Origin of the sequence: Streptomyces sp. NPDC018000 (assembly GCF_044328025.1) — a bacterium.
Taxonomy (GTDB): Bacteria; Actinomycetota; Actinomycetes; order Streptomycetales; family Streptomycetaceae; genus Streptomyces.
This window is the reverse complement of sequence record NZ_JBIRGM010000002.1, coordinates 582,348-602,639: the sequence shown is the minus strand read 5'-3', so window position 1 is coordinate 602,639 and position 20,292 is coordinate 582,348. Positions and strand designations below refer to the sequence as shown.

General features: G+C 69.4%; 18 protein-coding genes, 1 tRNA gene and 1 pseudogene. 8 read left to right on the top strand and 12 right to left on the bottom strand.

All coding sequences use genetic code 11. The features are described from left to right. Positions 1 to 9 precede the first annotated feature (9 nt). The 4 genes and pseudogenes from ACH4EW_RS07315 (at position 10) to ACH4EW_RS07300 (ending at position 2,430) form a co-directional block, all read left to right on the top strand. Complete coding sequence (locus ACH4EW_RS07315; protein WP_398252657.1) at positions 10 to 1,362, top strand: sigma factor-like helix-turn-helix DNA-binding protein; 1,353 nt, start codon at positions 10 to 12, stop codon at positions 1,360 to 1,362. A gap of 147 nt (positions 1,363 to 1,509) precedes the next feature. Further along, positions 1,510 to 1,576: transfer RNA gene (locus tag ACH4EW_RS07310), tRNA-Pro, on the top strand. 60 nt (positions 1,577 to 1,636) lie between these two features. Next, positions 1,637 to 1,821, top strand: a pseudogene (locus ACH4EW_RS07305) (hypothetical protein); the annotation flags it as partial. Positions 1,822 to 1,956: 135 nt separating this feature from the next. Beyond that, the gene (locus ACH4EW_RS07300; protein ID WP_398252654.1) at positions 1,957 to 2,430 is read left to right on the top strand and encodes a carboxymuconolactone decarboxylase family protein; all 474 of its coding nucleotides are present in this window, start codon (positions 1,957 to 1,959) and stop codon (positions 2,428 to 2,430) included. 163 nt (positions 2,431 to 2,593) lie between these two features. Here ACH4EW_RS07300 and ACH4EW_RS07295 read toward each other — a convergent pair whose 3' ends face one another. Next, on the bottom strand, positions 2,594 to 3,097 hold the full coding sequence (locus tag ACH4EW_RS07295; protein WP_398252651.1) for an FBP domain-containing protein: 504 nt from the start codon (positions 3,095 to 3,097) through the stop codon (positions 2,594 to 2,596). A gap of 1,104 nt (positions 3,098 to 4,201) precedes the next feature. On the opposite strand from ACH4EW_RS07295, the gene ACH4EW_RS07290 reads away from it, so the two are divergent. Next, entirely contained in the window at positions 4,202 to 4,999 is a 798-nt protein-coding gene (locus tag ACH4EW_RS07290; RefSeq protein ID WP_398252648.1) for an SGNH/GDSL hydrolase family protein, read from the top strand. A 75-nt stretch (positions 5,000 to 5,074) separates the two neighbouring features. Here ACH4EW_RS07290 and ACH4EW_RS07285 read toward each other — a convergent pair whose 3' ends face one another. Further along, positions 5,075 to 5,911, bottom strand: a complete 837-nt coding sequence (locus ACH4EW_RS07285) for a class I SAM-dependent methyltransferase (RefSeq protein ID WP_398252645.1) — start codon at positions 5,909 to 5,911, stop codon at positions 5,075 to 5,077. A gap of 70 nt (positions 5,912 to 5,981) precedes the next feature. Between ACH4EW_RS07285 and ACH4EW_RS07280 the strand changes: the two genes are divergently transcribed. Together ACH4EW_RS07280 and ACH4EW_RS07275 are read left to right on the top strand one after the other, a co-directional pair. Next, the gene (locus tag ACH4EW_RS07280; protein ID WP_398252642.1) at positions 5,982 to 7,880 is read left to right on the top strand and encodes a S9 family peptidase; all 1,899 of its coding nucleotides are present in this window, start codon (positions 5,982 to 5,984) and stop codon (positions 7,878 to 7,880) included. Positions 7,881 to 8,091: 211 nt separating this feature from the next. Continuing rightward, the gene (locus ACH4EW_RS07275) at positions 8,092 to 8,982 is read left to right on the top strand and encodes an SURF1 family protein (RefSeq protein WP_398252639.1); all 891 of its coding nucleotides are present in this window, start codon (positions 8,092 to 8,094) and stop codon (positions 8,980 to 8,982) included. Between the two features lie 98 nt (positions 8,983 to 9,080). On the opposite strand, the gene ACH4EW_RS07270 is transcribed toward ACH4EW_RS07275, so the two are convergent. From ACH4EW_RS07270 to ACH4EW_RS07240, 7 genes are all read right to left on the bottom strand, one after another. After that, on the bottom strand, positions 9,081 to 10,307 hold the full coding sequence (locus tag ACH4EW_RS07270; protein ID WP_398252636.1) for a hypothetical protein: 1,227 nt from the start codon (positions 10,305 to 10,307) through the stop codon (positions 9,081 to 9,083). 71 nt (positions 10,308 to 10,378) lie between these two features. After that, positions 10,379 to 10,954, bottom strand: coding sequence for a SigE family RNA polymerase sigma factor (locus tag ACH4EW_RS07265; RefSeq protein ID WP_114245292.1), 576 nt, complete (start codon positions 10,952 to 10,954; stop codon positions 10,379 to 10,381). A 360-nt stretch (positions 10,955 to 11,314) separates the two neighbouring features. Continuing rightward, on the bottom strand, positions 11,315 to 12,379 hold the full coding sequence (locus ACH4EW_RS07260) for an aspartate-semialdehyde dehydrogenase (RefSeq protein ID WP_398252633.1): 1,065 nt from the start codon (positions 12,377 to 12,379) through the stop codon (positions 11,315 to 11,317). Beyond that, the gene (locus ACH4EW_RS07255) at positions 12,376 to 13,647 is read right to left on the bottom strand and encodes an aspartate kinase (RefSeq protein WP_398252630.1); all 1,272 of its coding nucleotides are present in this window, start codon (positions 13,645 to 13,647) and stop codon (positions 12,376 to 12,378) included. The genes ACH4EW_RS07260 and ACH4EW_RS07255 overlap by 4 nt, the downstream gene beginning before the upstream one ends. A gap of 417 nt (positions 13,648 to 14,064) precedes the next feature. Continuing rightward, entirely contained in the window at positions 14,065 to 14,724 is a 660-nt protein-coding gene (locus tag ACH4EW_RS07250) for a DUF5063 domain-containing protein (protein ID WP_398252627.1), read from the bottom strand. A gap of 113 nt (positions 14,725 to 14,837) precedes the next feature. Continuing rightward, a complete protein-coding gene (recR, locus tag ACH4EW_RS07245) occupies positions 14,838 to 15,437 on the bottom strand; it encodes a recombination mediator RecR (protein ID WP_398252624.1) in 600 nt (199 codons plus the stop codon). Between the two features lie 82 nt (positions 15,438 to 15,519). Continuing rightward, on the bottom strand, positions 15,520 to 15,855 hold the full coding sequence (locus ACH4EW_RS07240; protein WP_266365457.1) for a YbaB/EbfC family nucleoid-associated protein: 336 nt from the start codon (positions 15,853 to 15,855) through the stop codon (positions 15,520 to 15,522). A 357-nt stretch (positions 15,856 to 16,212) separates the two neighbouring features. Here ACH4EW_RS07240 and ACH4EW_RS07235 point away from each other — a divergent pair, with 357 nt between their 5' ends. Beyond that, on the top strand, positions 16,213 to 17,001 hold the full coding sequence (locus tag ACH4EW_RS07235; RefSeq protein ID WP_398252621.1) for an SLATT domain-containing protein: 789 nt from the start codon (positions 16,213 to 16,215) through the stop codon (positions 16,999 to 17,001). A 94-nt stretch (positions 17,002 to 17,095) separates the two neighbouring features. Here ACH4EW_RS07235 and ACH4EW_RS07230 read toward each other — a convergent pair whose 3' ends face one another. The 3 genes from ACH4EW_RS07230 to ACH4EW_RS07220 form a co-directional block, all read right to left on the bottom strand. Further along, the gene (locus ACH4EW_RS07230) at positions 17,096 to 17,746 is read right to left on the bottom strand and encodes a hypothetical protein (protein ID WP_398252618.1); all 651 of its coding nucleotides are present in this window, start codon (positions 17,744 to 17,746) and stop codon (positions 17,096 to 17,098) included. A 175-nt stretch (positions 17,747 to 17,921) separates the two neighbouring features. After that, positions 17,922 to 18,695 carry a GntR family transcriptional regulator gene (locus ACH4EW_RS07225; protein WP_398252615.1) on the bottom strand — a complete coding sequence of 258 codons (774 nt, stop codon included), beginning with the start codon at positions 18,693 to 18,695 and terminating at the stop codon, positions 17,922 to 17,924. 106 nt (positions 18,696 to 18,801) lie between these two features. Further along, positions 18,802 to 20,175 carry an aspartate aminotransferase family protein gene (locus ACH4EW_RS07220; protein ID WP_398252613.1) on the bottom strand — a complete coding sequence of 458 codons (1,374 nt, stop codon included), beginning with the start codon at positions 20,173 to 20,175 and terminating at the stop codon, positions 18,802 to 18,804. Positions 20,176 to 20,292 lie beyond the last annotated feature (117 nt).

Here is a 20,292-nt window from a genome sequence, read left to right as displayed (position 1 = left end):
GGGAAACCGATGGGGGACGAGTGGTCGTTGGACCAGTGGCTGGTTAGGGCGTGGGAGGCCGAGGTCTTCGACGAGCGTGAGCGGGCCGTCGTCGCGGGCCGATCCGAGGGCCGGACGCTGGACGAGGTCGGGTCGGCACTCGGGCTGAGCCGCGAGCGAGCGCGCCAGATCCAGAACCGGGCGCGGAAGCGGCTCGCGGACATGGCGGACGTCATCCAAGACGGCTGGCGGGAGACGGCCCGCGCCACGGGCACAGGCCCAGCCGGCCTGCGGGAGACTTTCGCCGCCGCGCTCGGAGTCGTCGACCACCTGTTGCTGGACGAGCTGCTGACCGCAGCGGGGCTGGACGCGCCGCGGACGTGGGCAGGGCCCTTGCGTGGCTGGTGGAGCGCCGATCCAGGGGCGTTGGGCGGTGCGCTGCGCCGTCTGGTCGACGCCGCGCCCTTCCGCGGTGACGACCTCGGTCGGGCCGCCTCCGAGGCCGGACTGCCCGCCGGTCTTCCCCTGACCTGGCTCCTGAGTCACTCCGAGTCGCGGCTTGCCCTGAGCCCCGACGGGCACTGGGTCCGCCGCAAGGCACGGGGACGCGACGCGGCGTACCTGTGGCTGTTGGAGACCGGGCGCCCGTGCCGGGCCGAGGAGCTGCTCGACACGATGGCCGCGACGACCGTCGCGGCCGTGCGGGAGGCGCTGCGCCGTGACGACCGGTTCCGGCAGATCCGCCCCGAAGGCACATGGGCCCTGGCCGAGTGGACGCACCTGCGCGTGTCTACGTACGCCAGTGCGGTGGAGGCGATGGTCGCGGTGGTCGCCGAGTCCGGCCCCCTCTCCCAAGCGCGGCTCTTCGCCAGGGTGACGGAGCTGTACCCGGTCACCTCGTGGCGTCTGAAGCAGTGTCTGCTGAGTGACCAGCTCGGCGAGACCCCCGACGGCCTCGTCGACCTCGTCTCTCGCGGCGCCCGCCCCTTTGAGGAGGAGGAACCGGCCCGGCCGGACACGATGGCAGTTGAAGGCGAGGTCCTCGGCGTGCGTATCCCCGTGAACCGGGACATCCTGCGTGGCAGCGGCGTCAACGTGAACACCTGGCTGACCTGGCGACTCGGGCTGCGCAGGGCCCCAATGAGCCGCACATTCACCACCCCCGGCGACCACGCGCCGCTCGTCGTCCGCCGCGGCACCAGCAGCGCCCAGCTCTCCAGCCTGCGCCGCCACGCGCTCGAACTCGGGGTCGTCGATGGTTGCGTGCTCGCCGTCCTCCTCCGCCTAGATGACAACACCGCTCGCGTCGGCCACGGCTGTGTGCCGGATACCTGCCCGGCGCGGCAAACGCGGGCCACCACTCCGCTGGCGGTGAACGCCTGACCGCGCCCTGCAGATGCCCCGTGGGCTGAAGGTCTGACCCTTTCCCGCCGGGAGCCATCTGGGAGCCGACCCGCTCCCCAAGCCCCTTCCAGACCAGCCGAAACCACCGCATCCCAACGCCATGACCAGGCAAAACAGAAAACAACCCGGTGTCGATCTTGACCGATCTTCGTTCGGGACGAAGAGGTCGTGGGTTCAAATCCCGCCACCCCGACAGCTGAAATACCAGGTCAGGGGCCTGATCCACTCAGTGGATCAGGCCCCTGAGTGGTTTCTGGGGTCATCTTGGGAGCCGTTTGAGTACTACAACGACTCTGCCGCCCCGAAGGCGAATACCCTCATCCCGGCCAGCAACCTGCTCGTCGCCGGCACGGCGTCATTCTGCTCCGGCGTCGTCGCGACACTGGCCAGTGGGCGCTGCCCGGTGGTGCCCAGGACATCGGCGAGACGGCCGCCCAGCGGTCCTGAACTTCGTCGCGGGTGGTCCCTGCCGTGGCGCGAGAGGGGAAACGCACGTCACATTCGCTCATGTCACATATTGCCGAGCTGTTCCGTCAAGGAGGTGTAACCACCACCAACGGCAAGGAGTGCACCATGGAAGCTCGGTTGAACCTCTACGCCAACCCGGTCGCGGCCAAGTTCGGGAAGCACATCGCCTCTGCGGTCAAGGTGATCGCAGACTCGCCACTGCCGGCCGCGACACAGGAACTGGTGAAAATCCGCGCCAGTCAGATCAACGGCTGCGGCTTCTGTACCGACATGCACACCAAGGACGCCGCGCACGCCGGAGAGACCCCGACACGCCTCAACCTGGTCGCGGTCTGGCGGGAGGCCAAGGTGTTCACCGACGCCGAGCGCGCTGCCCTGGAGCTGACGGAGCAGGGCACCCGCATCGCCGACGCGGCCGGCGGCGTCACGGACGAGGCCTGGGCGAACGCCGCCAAACACTACGACGAGGACCAGCTCGCCGCCCTGGTGTCGCTCATCGCGCTCATCAACGCCTTCAACCGCGTGAACGTCATCATCCAGCAGCCCGCCGGCGACTACCAGCCCGGCCAATTCGGATAACCAGCGATAGCACACGCCCCGGGCCCCCTCGCCGGGCCCGGGGCGTTGTTCCGGGAAGCCCCACTACGCGTCGGTAAACGGCACACCCAGGCCACCGAGCAGATCATCCGAACGAGATCGCCTCATCGCGCAGGCCCACGGGGCGTCGCCCGCGCGCCATGCCTTACGCCGCGGTGACCTTGGCCGCGAAGCCGGCCAGATTGCCCGACATGCGCCCGAGGCGCTCGTCCAGCGTCAGGGACTCCTCGTATCGTCCGGAACGCAGCTTCGGCCGCCGCTTGCCGCGCAGATACAGGGAGCAGGCGAGGTCCGCGCAGATGTAGATGCCGACCGTGTTGCCCTCGCGGCCCCGGGCACCCGCCAAGGGGGCAGCGAGCAGGGCGACCCCGGAGGAGGCGTGACCTGTCAGGCAGATCTGGCACATGCTGGACTTCACGGCGCTGGTCCGCCTCGCGGAGGGTATACGCAGAGATATCCCCAGCGGACCCTGTGCTCGGGGCACCACGAGGTGGGCGCGCAGAGGCGCACCCGGATCCACCCATCCCAAGAAGTCCAGGTCCTCCCAGGGAAGTTCGGCGAAGTCGAGCGGCAGCCGAAGCCGCGCCGCCTCACCCCTGGTGCAGTTCACGAAGGATGAGCGGATCTGTTTCTCGCTGAGCGGTTCCACGGGCATCGACCCTATGTCCGCCCCGACCGGCCCGCATCTCAATATTCGCGTGATCCGCCGCCCAGAACCTGCATCGCCCATGGGCTCCCTCCCGGACCCGGCGGAGCACGTCCGAGGTGGAGCGACAGGTGCCCCGGGCGCCCATGTGGCGCGGATCCGATCCGTGAACGGCGGGGCGAACACCCGGCCTGCGGCCGGTTCCCTGCCGGCCCGCGCCAGTATGAGCACATTCGCCAGCAGCCACCCGAGATGCACCCTTCATACCCACATGCGACTCTGGTACTGGCCCATCGTCCGGTATCCGCCACAGGAGGCACGATCGTGGGCAAGAAGCAGAGTCGGCAGAACCGAGGCGCCCGCACCGGCGGCCACGAACGCAGCGCTCCTCCGGAGACGAAGGAACAGCCGACGCGGCCAACGGCTCCCAAGGACACGGTGCACTCGATCTCAGAACAAGTCTCACACCGGAAGCAGCGGAGGTTCGGCCACAACTGACCCTCGCAGATGTACGACAACCGCCCTCTGTGGTGACACCCCCGTCGGGATGCCACCACAGAGGGCGGTTTTGTCATGCTCCACGACTTGGCCGTCCATCGACTCGAAGCCAGTCCCGGAACGGTTCTTGACGGCTTCTCGATAGGCGCTTCCAGGGGTGCGGTCCTGCGTTCGCCGCCGTCCGGCCGGAGCGGGAGCCGGACGAGCGGCGCGGCCGGCCTCGCCCTTCCGCTTCACGGCCTTGCTCACGGCAAGGACCGCATCGACGTTCGATCGAGCCCGTACGGTCGCCGAGATGCAGGCGGTGCGCCGCGAGCGCGAACCGCCTGTCGGCGAACAGGTCGCCGCATCGAGTCGGGCCCCACTTCCCGTACCCCAAGGGCCCGTTGATCGCGGGGGCAGGCCGCTGCCCGAAAACGCAGGTTCCGTACGCAGATCCAGGCAGGCCGAGAGGTTTGTCTACGCGCGGAGCTATCGCGACCGAACGATCATTCGGGCATATCAGACCAGTTCTTCTGCAGCTATTACCTGCGAGTACTAACAGCTGCTAGAAACATGGCGCTCACTCACCCCCCTTACCACTCCTCACACTTCAAAGGGCTGACAGCCATGTACGTACGAAGATTCTGGGCGTCCGCATCCACGCTGGTCCTCGCCGCCGTGGCCGCTCTGGGCGTCGCCCAGCCGGCCTCGGCATCCTCCGCCGGTGGGTACGTCGCGCTCGGCGACTCGTACTCGTCCGGCGTCGGCGCGGGAAGCTACCTCTCAGACAGCGGCGACTGCCGCCGCAGCACCAAGGCCTATCCCTATCTGTGGGCAGCCGCGAACTCACCTTCCTCTTTCGCCTTCGTCGCCTGTTCGGGCGCCACGACGAGTTCGGTGGCCGGCAGCCAGCTGGGCGCGCTGAGCTCGGCCACCGGACTGGTCAGCGTCACTGCGGGCGGCAATGACGTCGGCTTCGCCGATGTCATGCAGGATTGCGTGCTGTCCGGCGAGGCCACCTGCCTGAGCAGGGTCAGCTCGGCCGTGTCACAGATACAGAACTCGCTTCCTTCCGGCCTGCGTTCGCTCTACGGCTCCATCCGGTCGCGGGCCCCGCAGGCGCATGTTGTGGTGCTGGGCTACCCGCGCTTCTACCAGCTGAGCGGCAGCTGCATCGCCGGGCTCTCGGAGAAGGAGCGGGCGGCCATCAACAACGCGTCCGACGTCCTGAACGGCGTCATCGCCAAGCAGGCGGCCAACGCCGGTTTCACGTTCTCCGGCGTGGCGGACGAGTTCACCGGCCATGAGCTGTGCTCCGGCGACGCATGGCTCAACAGCGTGACGCTCCCGGTCTACAACTCGTACCACCCCAAGGCCTCCGGACAGTCGGGCGGCTACCTGCCGGCCTTCCGCTCGGCCGCGTAGGACGCGGACGACGGAGGTACAGAAGTGCGGCTGGCGCCCGGGGGCTTCCGGCCGCCCGCCGCACTCCTGTTGCGTTCAGGAGTCGGCCGGCCGCGATGCCTTGATCGAGTACATCAGCGGGATGCGCGGACGGTTGACGGGGAAGCGGTAGTAGCCGTCGCCCTGCCGCTCCAGCGCCTCGAAGCGCGCGAAGAGCGAGGCGTCGTGCTCGTGCAAGAACTCGATCCGCAGCCCGGAGGCGGCCAGCGCAGACACCACGTCGCCGATCGGGTGCTGCCATTCGACGCTGCGGTTGTGGACGGTCGGTGCGTCAAAGTCGGCGTACGTGCCCGGCGTCTCGTCCACCCATGCGTCGCGGCTGAAGTAGTCGTGGACGATCTCCGCGCCGGTCGAGTCGTCGAGGCAGTCCGTGAGCGGATGGAACTCCGCAAGGTAGAGGAAGCCGCCGGGCGCCACGAGCGACGCGGCGGTCTCGGCCCAACGCCTGGTGTCGGGCAGCCAGTTCAGCGCACCGATGCCCGTGTAGACGATGTCGTACGAAGAGTCCGGGACGACCTGCGCGGCGTCATGGACATCGGCGGCGACGAACGCCGCCCGGTCCTGCGTGAAACCGAGTTCGCGGGCCAGACCGCGCGCGGTCTCCACGGCCGGTTCGGAGAAGTCCAGACCGACGACGTGCGCGGCACCGTGCCGGGCCCAGGAGAGGGTGTCGACCCCGATGTGGCACTGCAGATGCAGCAGCGACTTGCCCGTGACGTCGCCGACCTCGGCGAGTTCGAAGTCGCGCAGGGCGTCCTTGCCGGCGCGGAAGGACGCCAGGTCGTAGAAGTCGCTCCCGGCGTGGATGGGGACCCGCTCGTCCCAGCGCGCGCGGTTGGCCTCGTGCCAGTCGGCGGGGGTCGGTGCATACATGTCCGGGAGGTTATCCACAGGCTGCGGACGACGCGAACGAATTATCGGCGTTCCGGCGCAGAATGGGGACATGACTGAGATCACTGGCTCGACGGCCCTCACCGCACCAGCGGCTCCCACCGCACCGGCGACCGCTTCCGTACCGGAGTGGGAGCAGCGCTTTCGGGCGCCGCGGGTGTCGTTGCCCGACTGGGCGGAGGATGCGCCGGATCGCGCGCTGTTCGTCTCCAATGCCACGGGGACGTACGAGCTGTACGCATGGGACCGTGCGACCGGCGAGCAGCGCCAGGTGACCGACCGGCCGAACGGGACGACGGACGGTGTGCTGACACCGGACGGCGAGTCGATCTGGTGGTTCAGCGACACCGATGGGGACGAGTTCGGGGTGTGGATGCGCCAGCCGTTCCAGGGCAGCGAGGGCGAGGAGGCTGTGGACGAGCCGGCAGCACCCGGTCTCGGTGCCTCGTACCCGGCCGGGCTCGCGATCGGGCGTGACGGTACGGCGGTGGTCGGCCGTTCGACCGACGAGGACGGGACGACGATCCATGTCGTACGGCCCGGGGCCGCGCCCGTCGAGATCTACCGCCACCGCGAGTCGGGGAGCGTCGGCGACCTGTCGCACGACGGGACGCTCATCGCCCTGGAGCACACCGAGCACGGCGATGCGATGCACTCCGCGCTCCGCGTGGTGCGGCCCGACGGGTCGACGGTCGCCGAACTGGACGACACCGAGGGCGGTACGAAGGAGCTGGGCCTGTCCGTGCTGGGCTTCGCCCCCGTCGCCGGGGACACCCGGCTGCTGGTCGGGCATCAGCGGCGGGGCCGCTGGGAGCCGATGATCTGGGATCCGATGACGGGCACGGAGACGGACCTCGCGATCGACCTGCCCGGTGATGTGGGTGCCGAGTGGTATCCGGACGCCTCCGCACTGCTGATCGTGCACGGATTCGAGGCCCGCAGCGACCTGTGGCGGTACGAGCCGGGAGCGGGCAGCGTTCCCGTCCGCGTGGAGACCCCCGCGGGTTCGGTGTCGGGTGCCACGGCCCGGCCGGACGGCACGGTGGAGTACCTGTGGTCGTCGGCCGCGCACCCGCCCGTCATCCGGTCCACCTCGGGCGCGGCGGTGCTCGATCCGCCCGGCTTGAAGGCTCCGGCGTCCGTACCGGTGGAGGACGCGTGGGTGGACGGGCCCGGGGGCCGTGTCCACGCACTCGTGCAGCGGCCCGCCGCCCCGGCAAAGGGCCCGTTCCCCACCGTCTTCGAGATCCACGGCGGCCCGACCTGGCACGACAGCGACGCCTTCGCCTCCGGCCCTGCCGCCTGGGTGGACCACGGCTACGCGGTCGTCCGGGTCAACTACCGCGGCTCCACCGGATACGGCCGCGCCTGGACGGACGCACTCAAGCACCGGGTCGGCCTGATCGAGCTGGAGGACATCGCCGCGGTACGGGAGTGGGCGGTGAAGTCCGGGCTCGCGGACCCGGCGAAGCTGGTCCTGGCCGGTGGCTCCTGGGGCGGCTACCTGACCCTGCTCGGCCTCGGTACGCAGACGGACGACTGGGCCCTGGGCCTGGCTGCGGTCCCGGTCGCCGACTACGTCACGGCGTATCACGACGAGATGGAGGACCTGAAGGCGATGGACCGCACGCTGCTGGGCGGCACACCGGAGGAGGTTCCCGAGCGCTTCGAGGCCTCGTCCCCGCTGACGTATGTCGACGCCGTCCGGGCTCCGGTCTACATCTCGGCGGGCGTCAACGACCCGCGCTGCCCGATCCGTCAGATCGAGAACTACGTGGACCGTCTGAAGAGCCGTGACGCGGTGCACGAGGTCTACCGGTACGACGCGGGACACGGTTCGCTCGTCGTGGAGGAGCGGATCAAGCAGTTCCGGCTGGAACTCGACTTCGCCCAGCGCCACCTGGCCGCGGATACCGTCCCCGCCGCCCCGTCGAGCCCGTCCGGCGAATAGAGGCGACCGCGCCCTCCCGCACGCAGCCCCCACCATCGGCCGGCCCAAGCCCGTCCGGCGATTTGAGGACAAAGGCGGGGACCGGCGGCCAACGCCGGGACGGTCGGGGCGCCGCGACCGGTGCCCGGCCGGCACCCCCGCCGGGCACCGGGCCGCGCCCCACCCGGCACCCCGTTCCGGCCTCCCGGAGCGAGGACCGTACCGTGGAGGGGTGTACCGGTTCCTGCTGACCCCGCGATGGTGGGGGATCAACCTCTTCGTCGTGCTGGCCATCCCGTTCTGCGTCTTCATGGGCACCTGGCAGCTCGGCCGCTTCGAGGACCGCGTGCAGACGCACGACGCGGCCGAGAAGCAGCCCGCCCCGGGCACGAGGGCCGCCAAGCCGATCGACGACCTCCTGCCCGTCGACACGGTGACTTCGGGCCGCCCCGCCACCGCCACCGGCCGCTACGCCGACCAGTTCCTGGTTCCCGGCCGCGAGTTGGACGACAAGAGCGGCTTCTATGTCCTGAACATGCTCCGTACGGACAGCGGCAAGGCCCTGCCGGTGGTACGCGGCTGGCTGCCCGGCAAGCCCGGCCAAACCGCCGTGCCCGCCGCACCGACCGGCGAGGTCACGGTGACCGGCGACCTCCAGGCGTCCGAGAACGCCGGCACCCCGGGCGTCGACACGGCGGGTGGGCTCCCGGACGGCCAGCTCGGCATGATCAGCGCCGCGACCCTGGTCAACCTCGTCCCGTACGACGTCTACGACGCATGGGTGACGGTCCAGGACACCGGCTCCAGCAGCGCGCTGCGTCCCGTACCCGCCGCCGTACCGGAGGGCACCGGGCTCGATCTGAAGGCCTTCCAGAACCTCGGCTACACCGGCGAGTGGTTCGTCTTCGCCGGGTTCGTGCTCTTCATGTGGTTCCGGCTGGTCCGCCGTGAGGCCGAAGGGGCGCGGGACCTGAAGCTGGGCCTCGTCGAAGGCGCGGATGCGGATGCGAATGCGCGCACGGAAGCAGACACAGACGAAGCGGGCACGGAAGCAGACACAGACACCGTCCCCGCCGATCCCTCCGATCCCTCCGACTCCGACGTGAGCGCCGGCACGGCCTGAGACAGAAAGCCTGAGACAGACATACGTGAGGGGGCCCGCCGAATCGACCGGCGGGCCCCCTCACGTATGCGTTCGCACCCCTACGCCGTCACCCCGCGTCACGTCGCAGGGGCCAGCAGCCCGGTCCAGTAGATCGTGCCCGCGCAGGCATTGGGGATCTTCGTCTCCGCGACCGGCGCCCCCGCCTCCGGCGTGTGCGTCACGGAGACGCTGCCGTCCAGCATTCCGCCGCCGTCCTCGCTGCCGAGCTGCGCAGCCGTGTCCGTGGTCCCGTCACTGATACCCGTACCGGTACCGGCGGAAGTGCCGCCACCCGCGCCACCCTCGCCGTCCGTCGGTGTCGGGCTCGGTGAACCTCCGGAGGTGGGACATGTGTCCTTCGGCACCCAGGCGAACTTCACCTCGTACGACATGGCCGGCTTCAGCAGCACCGTCCCCTGCTCCTGCGAGGGGTCGGGCAGTCCGGCTGCCGCGTCACCCGCGGTGTGCCGGACGACCGTGATCTTGGCAGGGTCGGCCGCGCCCATTGCCTGGAATCCCACGCTGCCGCTGCTGCTCACCGAACAGTCCGTGCCGGAGGCATTGGCGATCCGGAACGTGCCGTACACCGTGCCGTCGGCACCCGGCAAGCCCGTCTCGGCCGAGGCGACATCGAGCTGTCCCGAATCGCAGGCCGGCACGGATGCCACCTCGGAGTTGGCCGGGTCGGCGCCCCCGTCGACCTTGCCGTCGGCACCCTTGCCACGGCTGTCGGACGGACTGTGCGTGCTCGTCGGCTGGTTCCGGCCGCCGTCGGCCTGCTCGTCGGTGCTGCCGCCGCCGCTCTTCCCGCCGGCTTCCGAGCCGCTCCCGGTGCTGCTGCCTCCCTGCTCCTGCTCGCCGTGTCCGGCTATCGCGGTGGTGGCGGCGTTCGAACCGTCGGAGTTCGCGACATGGACGAAGGCGGGGACCGCGGTGCCGATGAGCAGCGCCGCCGCCGCCATACCGACGGCCGCCTGCCGCCGCCTGGCGCGCCGGGCGGGTACCGCGCGGCGCAGACGGTCGAGGGTGCCGTCGCTGGGTTCGATGTGCTGGACGGCCCCGCGCAGCATGCTGCGCAGCACGACCTCGTCCATGTCCGAGCCGCCGCCCCCCGAACCGGAACCCGCGCCCGGGCCCACGCCGAAGAGGCTGCTCAGCCCCCTGAGCTCGGCCGTCTCAGCGGCTGCGTCGCCCTCACACAGGCCACCCGCACCACCCGCGGACCCGAGGTCCCGATCCGCGCGACCCGTATCCGAGTTCGCGTCCGGGTTCGCATGCGAAGCGCTCTCCGGCCCGTCGTTCACAGTTTCGTTTCCAGTCCGGTCATTCCGATGCTCACGCTCGTGGCCGTTCTCGTTCCTGCGGTAGCGCCGGCTCATCCCTGCGCCTCCATCACGACGCGCAGCGCCGCGATCCCACGGGAGCCGTAGGCCTTGACCGAGCCCAGGGATATGCCCAGCGTCTCGGCCACCTGGGCCTCCGTCATGTCCGCGAAGTAACGCAGGACCAGCACCTCCCGCTGGCGCCGTTGCAGCCCCCGCATCGCTTTGATCAGCGCGTCCCGCTCCAGCTGGTCGTACGCGCCCTCCTCCGCGCTCGCCATGTCCGGCATGGGCTTGGAAAGCAACTTGAGCCCGAGGATGCGGCGGCGCAGCGCGGAGCGCGACAGGTTGACGACGGTCTGGCGCAGATACGCGAGTGTCTTCTCGGGGTCCCGTACCCGGCTGCGCGCAGAGTGCACGCGGATGAACGCCTCCTGCACGACGTCCTCACATGAGGCGGTGTCGTCCAGGAGCAGAGCCGCGAGGCCAAGCAGCGAACGGTAGTGGGCCCGATAGGTCTCGGTGAGATGGTCGACCGTGGTTCCGGCAGCCACGCTCTCCTCAGCGCCCTCGCGCTGCGACGGCAGCCGTGCCGGACGTGCAGCGGGCATGGGCGCAATCACCGGCATACCGCCGGGTGCGCGGGGCCGTCTGAGCGGAAGCACCGAAGTGCCGCGCAAGGGACCCACCACTGTGATATCGAGAACCTCTGCCACGCCAGTTGGACACGTTTCCCCCCGTCAGGGTTGTACGCGCGCGGCATCGCGTTTGACGCGATGCGACATGCCCTCATACGTACCTGCTCTTCCACAAATGCCCCGAATACGCGCCCCGCCTCGCAGGAAGTGACCGCATAGACGCGCGCTCCCCGGCCGGCGGTTGCAGCAGGCCGGAAGGTCATCGTCGGATACCCCGACACCCCAGCTCAAGAGGTTCAGACCTTCAACTTGCTCACAGGGCATTCACAGAGAATACAAAACAGGTTCGATTCAGACCGGGGGAAATTCAGCGGCCACCGATTCGGCGATCTGCGCCACGTTCAACGCCGCCCCCTTGCGGAGGTTGTCACCGCAGACGAACAGTTCCAGGCCCCGGGGATCGTCCAGAGACCTGCGCACCCGTCCGACCCAGGTCGGATCGGTGCCGACGACATCGGACGGTGTCGGGAAGTCCCCCGCCGCCGGGCTGTCGTACAGCACCACGCCCGGTGCCGTCGCCAGGATCTCGTGGGCGCGGTCGACCGCGATCTCGTTCTCGAACCGCGCGTGCACGGACATCGAGTGCGTCGCGATGACGGGTACGTAGACACACGTCGCCGCCACCCGCAGGCTCGGCAAATCCAAGATCTTGCGGCACTCCTCGCGGATCGCCAGTTCCTCCGACGACCAGCCGTCCCCGGCCTCGGTCCCGGCCCAGGGCACCACGTTGAGGGCCACCGGCGCGGCAAAGGGGCTGCCTTCCGCGTCCCCCATGGCCCGGCGTACGTCTCCGGGCTTCGTACCCAGTTCCGTACCGGCCACCATCGACAGCTGTTCGCGCAGCGCCGCGACACCGTCCCGGCCCGCCCCGCTCACCGCCTGGTACGAGGAGACGACCAGTTCCCGAACCCCGAATTCGGCGTGCAGCGCGCCGACCGCGACGATCAGCGAGAGCGTCGTGCAGTTCGGGCTCGCGACGATGCCGCGCGGCCTGATCCGTACGGCATGCGGATTGATCTCGGGTACGACCAGCGGAACGTCCGGGTCCAGCCGGAACGCGGCGGAGTCGTCGATGACGACCGTGCCCTTGGCGGCGGCGATCGGTGCCCACTGCGCGGAGACGGCGTCGGGCACCAGGAACAGCGCCACGTCGGTGTCGTCGAAGACGTCCTCGGTGAGTTCGAGGACCTCGCTCTCCTCTCCGCGTACGACCAGCTTGCGGCCGGCCGAACGCGGCGAGGCGACCAGCTTCACCTCGCCCCAGACATCCGCATGCTGCGAAAGGATCTGGAGCATGACACCGCCGATCGCCCCGGTCGCTCCGACGACCGCGAGCGAGGGACGGCGGGCAGTCATCGGCCGGTGCCCCCGTAGACGACGGCCTCGTCGGAATCGCTGTCGAGACCGAAGGCGGTGTGCACGGCGCGCACGGCCTCGTTGACGTCGTCGGCGCGGGTGACCACCGAGATGCGGATCTCGGACGTCGAGATGAGCTCGATGTTCACACCGGCGTCCGACAGCGCCTCGAAGAAGCCTGCCGTGACACCCGGGTTGGTCTTCATGCCGGCGCCGACCAGGGAGATCTTCGCGATCTGGTCGTCGTAGCGCAGCGACTCGAAGCCGATGGTGCCGCGGTTGCGCTCCAGGGCGTCGATCGCCTTGCGGCCCTCGGCCTTCGGCAGCGTGAACGAGATGTCGGTCAGACCGGTCGACGCGGCGGAGACGTTCTGCACCACCATGTCGATGTTGACTTCCGCGTTCGCGATGGTGCGGAAGATCGCGGCGGCCTCGCCCGGCTTGTCGGGCACGCCGACGACGGTGATCTTGGCCTCGGAGACGTCATGGGCGACTCCGGAGATGATCGCGTGCTCCACCTTCTGGTCCCCTTGCGGCTCGTTGCTGACCCAGGTTCCGCGCAGTCCGGAGAAGGACGAACGGACGTGGATCGGGATGTTGTAGCGACGTGCGTACTCAACGCAGCGGTGCAGCAGCACCTTGGAGCCGGACGCGGCCAGCTCCAGCATGTCCTCGAAGGAGATCCAGTCGATCTTCCGGGCCTTCTTCACGACCCGCGGGTCGGCGGTGAAGACACCGTCCACATCGGTGTAGATCTCACAGACCTCGGCATCCAGCGCGGCCGCGAGCGCGACTGCGGTGGTGTCGGACCCGCCGCGACCGAGGGTGGTGATGTCCTTCTTGTCCTGGGACACACCCTGGAACCCCGCGACGATCGCGATGTTCCCCTCGTCCAGTGCCGTACGGATACGGCCCGGCGTCACATCGATGATGCGCGCTTTGTTGTGGACCGAGTCGGTGATGACGCCTGCCTGGCTGCCGGTGAACGATTGGGCCTCGTGACCGAGGTTTTTGATCGCCATCGCCAGCAGGGCCATGGAGATCCGCTCTCCGGCGGTCAGCAGCATGTCGAACTCACGCCCGGCAGGTATCGGGGATACCTGCTCGGCGAGATCGATCAACTCGTCCGTCGTGTCGCCCATCGCTGACACCACGACAACCACCTGGTTGCCGTTCTTCTTGGCATCGACGATTCGCTTGGCGACGCGCTTGATGCCTTCGGCATCGGCTACGGAGGAGCCTCCGTACTTCTGCACGACAAGGCCCACGTGCGCTCCTCGCTCAGTCCATTACTGCGGTCGGCTCAGTTTAACGAGCAGTCCGGAAACGCCCCGCCTATATCACATGTTGAGATGTCCCGCTCAACACGTGATCATCGGCGTGCCGCCCCGAACTGCTCGTACGGGGCTGCTGCCCGCCGATCGGGCCCCTACTCCCGTATGTGGGCCGGCCCACATATGCGGCGAGCCGGGTCCACGATTCACGAGCCACCTGTATCCAGCGTGGACCGGAACCCCACGGTCCGCCCTTCGGAGGCCCCCACCATGCGTAAGAGCCTGTCGGGTGACCTCCGATTGGAGAGGTGGCCCGACAGGCTCTGGTACTGCAACGACACGTCCGCCGTCCCCGACCCTGGCCGCCAGGTCGGGTGTCACGTTGCCGCGAGGGCAGGTGGGTGCCGGGCGCTACTGCACCGGTCGCAGCCCCAGCGGCCCCGCGATCTCCTCGGCCATCACCCGGCCCGCCTCCTCGGCCAGCTCGTCGTCGGCGGTCTCCGAGTCCGTGTCCAGGCCGTCCAGCTCCTGAAGGGGCTGGTTGAGGCGGATGTGGGCGATCAGGGACTGGAGGGCACGCAGAGTGGCGGATGCGGTGGAGCCCCAGTTGGAGAAGTAGGAGAACTGCCACCACCACAGGGCCTCGGTCGTGCGGTCCTCTTCGTAGTGGGCCAGGCCGTGGCGCAGGTCGGTGACCAGGTCGGCCAGGTCGTCGGAGATACGGGCCGGCACCGGGGCCTTGCGGGGCTCGTACGGGTCGAAGACCTCGGAGTAGACGTCGATCGGCTCCAGCAGGGCGGCGAACCGCTCGCGCAGGCCGTCGGCGTCCGGCTCGGCGCCCAGATCCGGCTCGTAGCGCTCGTCGGGGACGATGTCCTCGTAGGCGCCGAGCCTGCCGCCCGCCAGCAGCAGCTGGGAGATCTGGAGCAGCAGAACGGGGACGGCCTCCTCGGGCTCCTCGACCTTGGACACCTCCGTGACCGCGACGATGAACGTCTTGATCTGGTCGGCGATCTGGACGGCGAAGTCGTCCGGGGCCTGCGTGACGGAGTTCAGCGTGGCGTCAGACATCGAGGGGACCTCCCGTGGGCACGGTCGCGAACGGTGAGTAGAATATAGCGTCGCCGAACGCAAAGCCGTCGTGAGTCGATGCAAGAACATCGGACGTCGTCATCGTGAAGGCTTCAGACATCGAGCAGGCGCCTCCCCTCGAAAGCGCGGCCCAGGGTGACCTCGTCCGCGTACTCCAGGTCGCCGCCCACCGGCAGGCCGCTGGCCAGTCTGGTGACCCGCAGGCCCATCGGCTTGACCATCCGCGCCAGGTACGTCGCAGTGGCCTCGCCCTCCAGGTTGGGGTCGGTCGCCAGGATCAGCTCCGTGATCGAGCCGTCGGCGAGACGGGCGAGCAGCTCGCGGATACGCAGATCGTCGGGGCCGACACCCTCGATCGGGCTGATCGCGCCGCCGAGCACGTGGTACCGACCCCGGAACTCACGGGTCCGCTCGATCGCGACGACATCCTTCGGCTCCTCGACCACGCAGATGACCGTCTGGTCGCGGCGGGCGTCCCGGCAGATGTTGCACTGCTCCTGCTGAGCGACATTGCCGCAGACCGAACAGAACCGGACCTTGTCCTTGACCTCCAGGAGGGCATGGGCAAGGCGGCGCACATCGGTCGGCTCGGCCTGCAGGACGTGGAAAGCGATCCGCTGCGCGCTCTTGGGACCGACGCCGGGCAGCCTGCCCAGCTCGTCGATGAGGTCCTGAACCACGCCTTCGTACAACGGAACGCCTTCCTGAATGAGCTATGACTACAACTTACGAGTTCGGATCGCAGGTCAGAAGAGACCTCAAGGATCAGAAGAGTCAGAAGGGGAGGCCGGGCATGCCGCCCAGGCCCTGGGCCAGCGGGCCCAGCTTCTGCTGCTGGAGCTGCTGCGCGTTCTCGTTCGCTGCCTGGACTGCGGCAACGACGAGGTCCGCGAGCGTCTCGGTGTCCTCCGGGTCGACGGCCTTGGGGTCGATCACCAGAGCACGGAGCTCGCCGGAGCCGGTCACGGTCGCCTTCACCAGACCGCCACCCGCCTGACCCTCGACCTCGGTCCTGGCCAATTCCTCCTGGGCCGCGGCGAGATCCTGCTGCATCTTCTGGGCCTGCTGCAGCAGCTGCTGCATATTGGGCTGACCACCACCGGGAATCACGGTCACTCCTGGCAATTCGACGACAAAATGTTTCGGTATGCCGAGCCTACGTGGTCACCGCGCAGGGCGCCCCACCCACTGGCGAGCAACTCTTTCGAGTGAGTTCCAGGCGGCGTCGGCGTGACTCCTATACCTGATCACAGGCCCTGCGCACCCGGGGATTCCGCGATTTCGACTCCACGGCCCACCATTCGGCGGTAGGAAGGGCATGCGCATCAGGACACACAGGCGCACTGCTCGTCACGCAAGGTTACGTACCAGAGACAGTCGGCCACGCCGGAGAGCAGTGATCAGCCAACCGTCGAAGACACCGCCACACATCAGGCGTCGCTACGCAGAATGGAGAGGAGCAGCCCGGTGAGTCAGCCGGAGATGCAGCCCGAAGGGCCGCCCCGCAACGAGCCCGGCTCGGCCGGTTCCTCCGGTTCGGGCTCCGGCGCGCGCGGCCGGGATGCGCGGGGCCGGGATCTGACTGGTACGCCGTTCCCGCCCGGCGACTGGGGCGAACCCGCCGAACGCCTCGACGAGCTGTACCGCTGGGTCGAGGCCGACGCCCTGCACACCGCTGACTGGTACCTGCGCGACCGGGTGTGGAAGCGGCGCGGAGCCAGGACTCTGCGGATGGGCACGGCGGCCGGGGCGTTGGCGGGCGCCGCGCTGCCGTTGCTCGATCTCACCGGGGCGCTGGGCGGGGCGGCGGGCTGGGGCTATCTGTCGCTGCTGCTGGGCGCCGCGTGCATGGCATGCGACCGGTACTTCGGCCTGACCTCGGGCTGGATAAGAAACCTCGCCACCGCCCAGGCCGTGCAGCGGCGCCTTCAGGTGCTGCAGTTCGACTGGGCGTCGGAGTGCGTACGGGAGGTGCTCGGCCCGACCGAGGGGACGGCGAGCGAGGCCGCCGAGCGGTCTCTGGGGGTGCTTCGGCGGTTCTCGGAGGACATCACGGAGCTCGTACGGACCGAGACCGCGGACTGGATGGTGGAGTTCCGGGCCGGGCCCGCGCCGATGGGGATGCAGGCACTGTCGTCGGGCAGCGGAGGCGGCGGCCGTACGGACCAGGGGTCGCTGCCGGGACGGTTCCCGATGCAGCAGACAATGGCCCGGCCGAACATGCCGCGGCAGCGGCCCCCGGAGTCCCCACGGTGATCCCACCGCGGTGACACCGCAGGCGCCTGACTGCCTCGGCACCTGTGCAGGCATCTGTACCGGTACGAGTACCGGTACAGATGTCCTCCCTGCTTCAGCTGAAGATGATCATGGAGCCTTGGGCGAGGCTGCGGGTGGCCGCCGCGTGCAGGCCCAGCCAGGCGTGCCGCTCACGGGCGAACGGACTGTCGTCGTACGGAATCGGGCTCGCCGGCTCCTCCACGGAGGTCGGTGCGATGGGCGGCAGCGGAGCGGCCGGCGGGTGCGCCGGGTCGATACCGATGGACGGGGCGACGAACTCCAGCTCCCGCAGCAGTCCGTGCGCGGAGCCGAGCGGGCCGCCGCCCTCCAGCAGTTCGTCGTTGGAGAGCGGGGCGGCGAAGTCCAGCGGAACGTATGCCCCCGCATGGTCGTAGTGCCAGGCCAGGTGGGACTGCCGGGCCGTCGCCTCGAACATCTCCAGCAACTGCTCGTAGTCCCCGCCGAGTTCGTCGACGGGCGTGACGGCGAGGCCGCTGAGCTGGAGCAGATAGGCGCGGCGCAGGAAGTGCAGTGCGTCGTAGTCGAAGGCCGCGACCGGGGCGACGTCACCGGTCAGGCCCGGCATGTAGGCGTACACGGGGACGGGCGGCAGTCCGGCCGCGCTCAATGCCTTGTCGTAGACGGCGATCTCTTCGGCGAACGGATTGTCGGGGCTGTGGCACAGCACATCGACGAGGGGGACCAGCCACAGGTCACAGGCCACGAAGTCTCGCTCTCCCCACGGGTACGCATCGGAATATTCATAACGGTCGGGACAGCGTAATGCGGTGGGCTCGTTGCGCACAGTGGCCGACGGTTACGGGCAGGGGGCCGGCCGCGGCCCGTGGCCCCGGTCGGTCCGATCAGCACGTGGGGGGCCGGGGCTCCGCCACGTGCGGTCAGCGCGCCGGGGACTCCGGCTCCGGCGCTCCGGGGGCCGTGGCCTGCCCCGTCGACCGCGGCCCGTGGCCCGGGTGCGCGGGGTTTCCGGCCGCGAGCCGGTCCGCCCAGCTCAGCGCGTGTGCGTTGTAGTCGTCGATCACCGCGCGCACCGCGTCGTGGCTGCCGAGCGTGATCGCCGCGACCAGTTCCGGATGACCCTGCCAGAGCCAGTCCCTGGCGCCCACGTCATGGCGCAGATACGGCACCGCGAAAACCCATGCCTGGACGCGCAGCCTGTGCAGGAAATCGTTGATGTACGTGTTGCACCCGAGCGCGCCCAACTCGCGCCAGAAACGCAGGTCGTAGCCGATGAGGATTTCGAGGTCACCGCCCTGCGCCGCTCGTGCGGCCTCCTGGGCTCTGCGGCGTACGGCGACCAGGCAGTCATGGTGCGTCACCCTCTGTGCGGCCGACAGTGCGGGCTCGTAGAAGACGCCGCGGATGACTCCGTCGATGACCAGGGCGCGGGCCTCGACCATCGACCGGTAGTCGGCGACGGTGAACTCACGCACCCGGAAACCGCGGTGCTGATCCGATTCGAGCAGGCCCTGCGCGGAGAGATCGAAGAGCGCCTCACGTACCGGAGTCGCCGAGACGCCGTACTGCTCGGCGATCTGCTTGACGGTGAACCCCCGTCCCGGTTGCAAACGCCCGGCCAGCACTTCATCACGCAGCGCGTCCGTGATCTGCTGCCGCAGCGTACTGCGGGTTACAGCTCGGCTCGCGCACATGGCGCCCCTCCCCCGTTTTCGGCTTTCGATCACCTTAAGCCAGGGTTGCCGTGCCCGGATCCGGGCAGGGGAGGGGCGCCGTGCTGCGGGGCCGCGCGGGCCGCCGCTACACGGTGTACTCGTCCGCGACCGACAGCGCCGCGTCGAGAGCGGCGAGGCCCTCCTTGGCCTCCGCCTCGGTGACGTTGCAGGCCGGAACGGCGTGGGTGCGGTTCATGTTGACGAAGGGCCACAGGCCGTTCTTCTTCGCGGCCGCGCCGAAGGCCGCCATGGCCGCGTTGGCCTCGCCTGCCGCGTTGTACGGAACCAGCGGCTCGCGGGTCTCCTTGTTGCGGACCAGGTCCAGCGCCCAGAAGGCGCCGAGGCCGCGGACCTCACCGACCGACGGGTGGCGCTCGGCCAGCTCGCGCAGGCCGGGGCCGAGGACCGTCTCGCCGATGTGGGCGGCGTTCTCGATGACCTTCTCGTCCTCCATGACATGGATGGTGGCGACAGCGGCCGCGCAGGCCAGAGGGTGACCGGAGTAGGTCAGTCCGCCCGGGTAGGCGCGGGTCTCGAAGGTGGCGGCGATCTCGGCGGAGATGGCGACACCGCCGAGCGGTACGTACCCGGAGTTGACGCCCTTGGCGAACGTCATCAGGTCCGGCACCACGTCGAAGTGGTCGGCGGCGAACCACTTGCCGGTGCGCCCGAAGCCGGCCATCACCTCGTCGAGGATGAAGACGATTCCGTACCGGTCGCAGATCTCGCGTACGCCCGCGAGATAGCCGGGCGGCGGCGTCATGATGCCGGCCGTGCCGGGGATCGTCTCCAGGATGATCGCGGCGATGGTGGCGGCGCCCTCGAAGGCGAGGGTGTCCTCCAGGTGCTGGAGTGCGCGGGCGCACTCCTCGGCCTCGGTCTCGGCGTGGAACGGCGAACGGTAGAGGAACGGGGCCCAGAAGTGGACCACGCCCGCCGAGCCGTTGTCGGAAGGCCAGCGGCGCGGGTCACCGGTCAGGTTGATCGCGGTGGAGGTGGCGCCGTGGTACGAGCGGTAGGCGGAGAGCACCTTCGTACGGCCGGTGTGCAGCCGGGCCATCCGGACGGCGTTCTCGACGGCCTCCGCACCGCCGTTGGTGAAGAAGATCTTGTCCAGGTCACCGGGGGTGCGCTCGGCGATGAGGCGTGCGGCCTCGGAGCGCGCCTCGACCGCGAACGCGGGGGCAAAGGTGGCGAGCTTGCCCGCCTGCTCCTGGATCGCCGCGACGACGGTGGGGTGCTGGTAGCCGATGTTGGTGTAGACGAGGCCGCTGGTGAAGTCCAGGTAGCGGTTGCCGTCGTAGTCCCAGAAGTACGCCCCCTCGGCGCCGGCGACGGCGAGCGGGTCGATCAGGCCCTGGGCGGACCAGGAGTGGAACACGTGCGCGCGGTCGGCGGCCTTCACGGCCGCACCGGCAGCGGAGTCGACATGCGGGGCATGAGGGGCATGAGGGGTCATGCGGTGAGCGTAGGTCTCGCAGGGAGCGGATCGACATGACCACCTTGTATGGCGTGGGGCGCTTTGGTGGGCAGGGTGTCGGGTCGGGTGCGGGGCGGTATACCCGCGGCTTCCCGG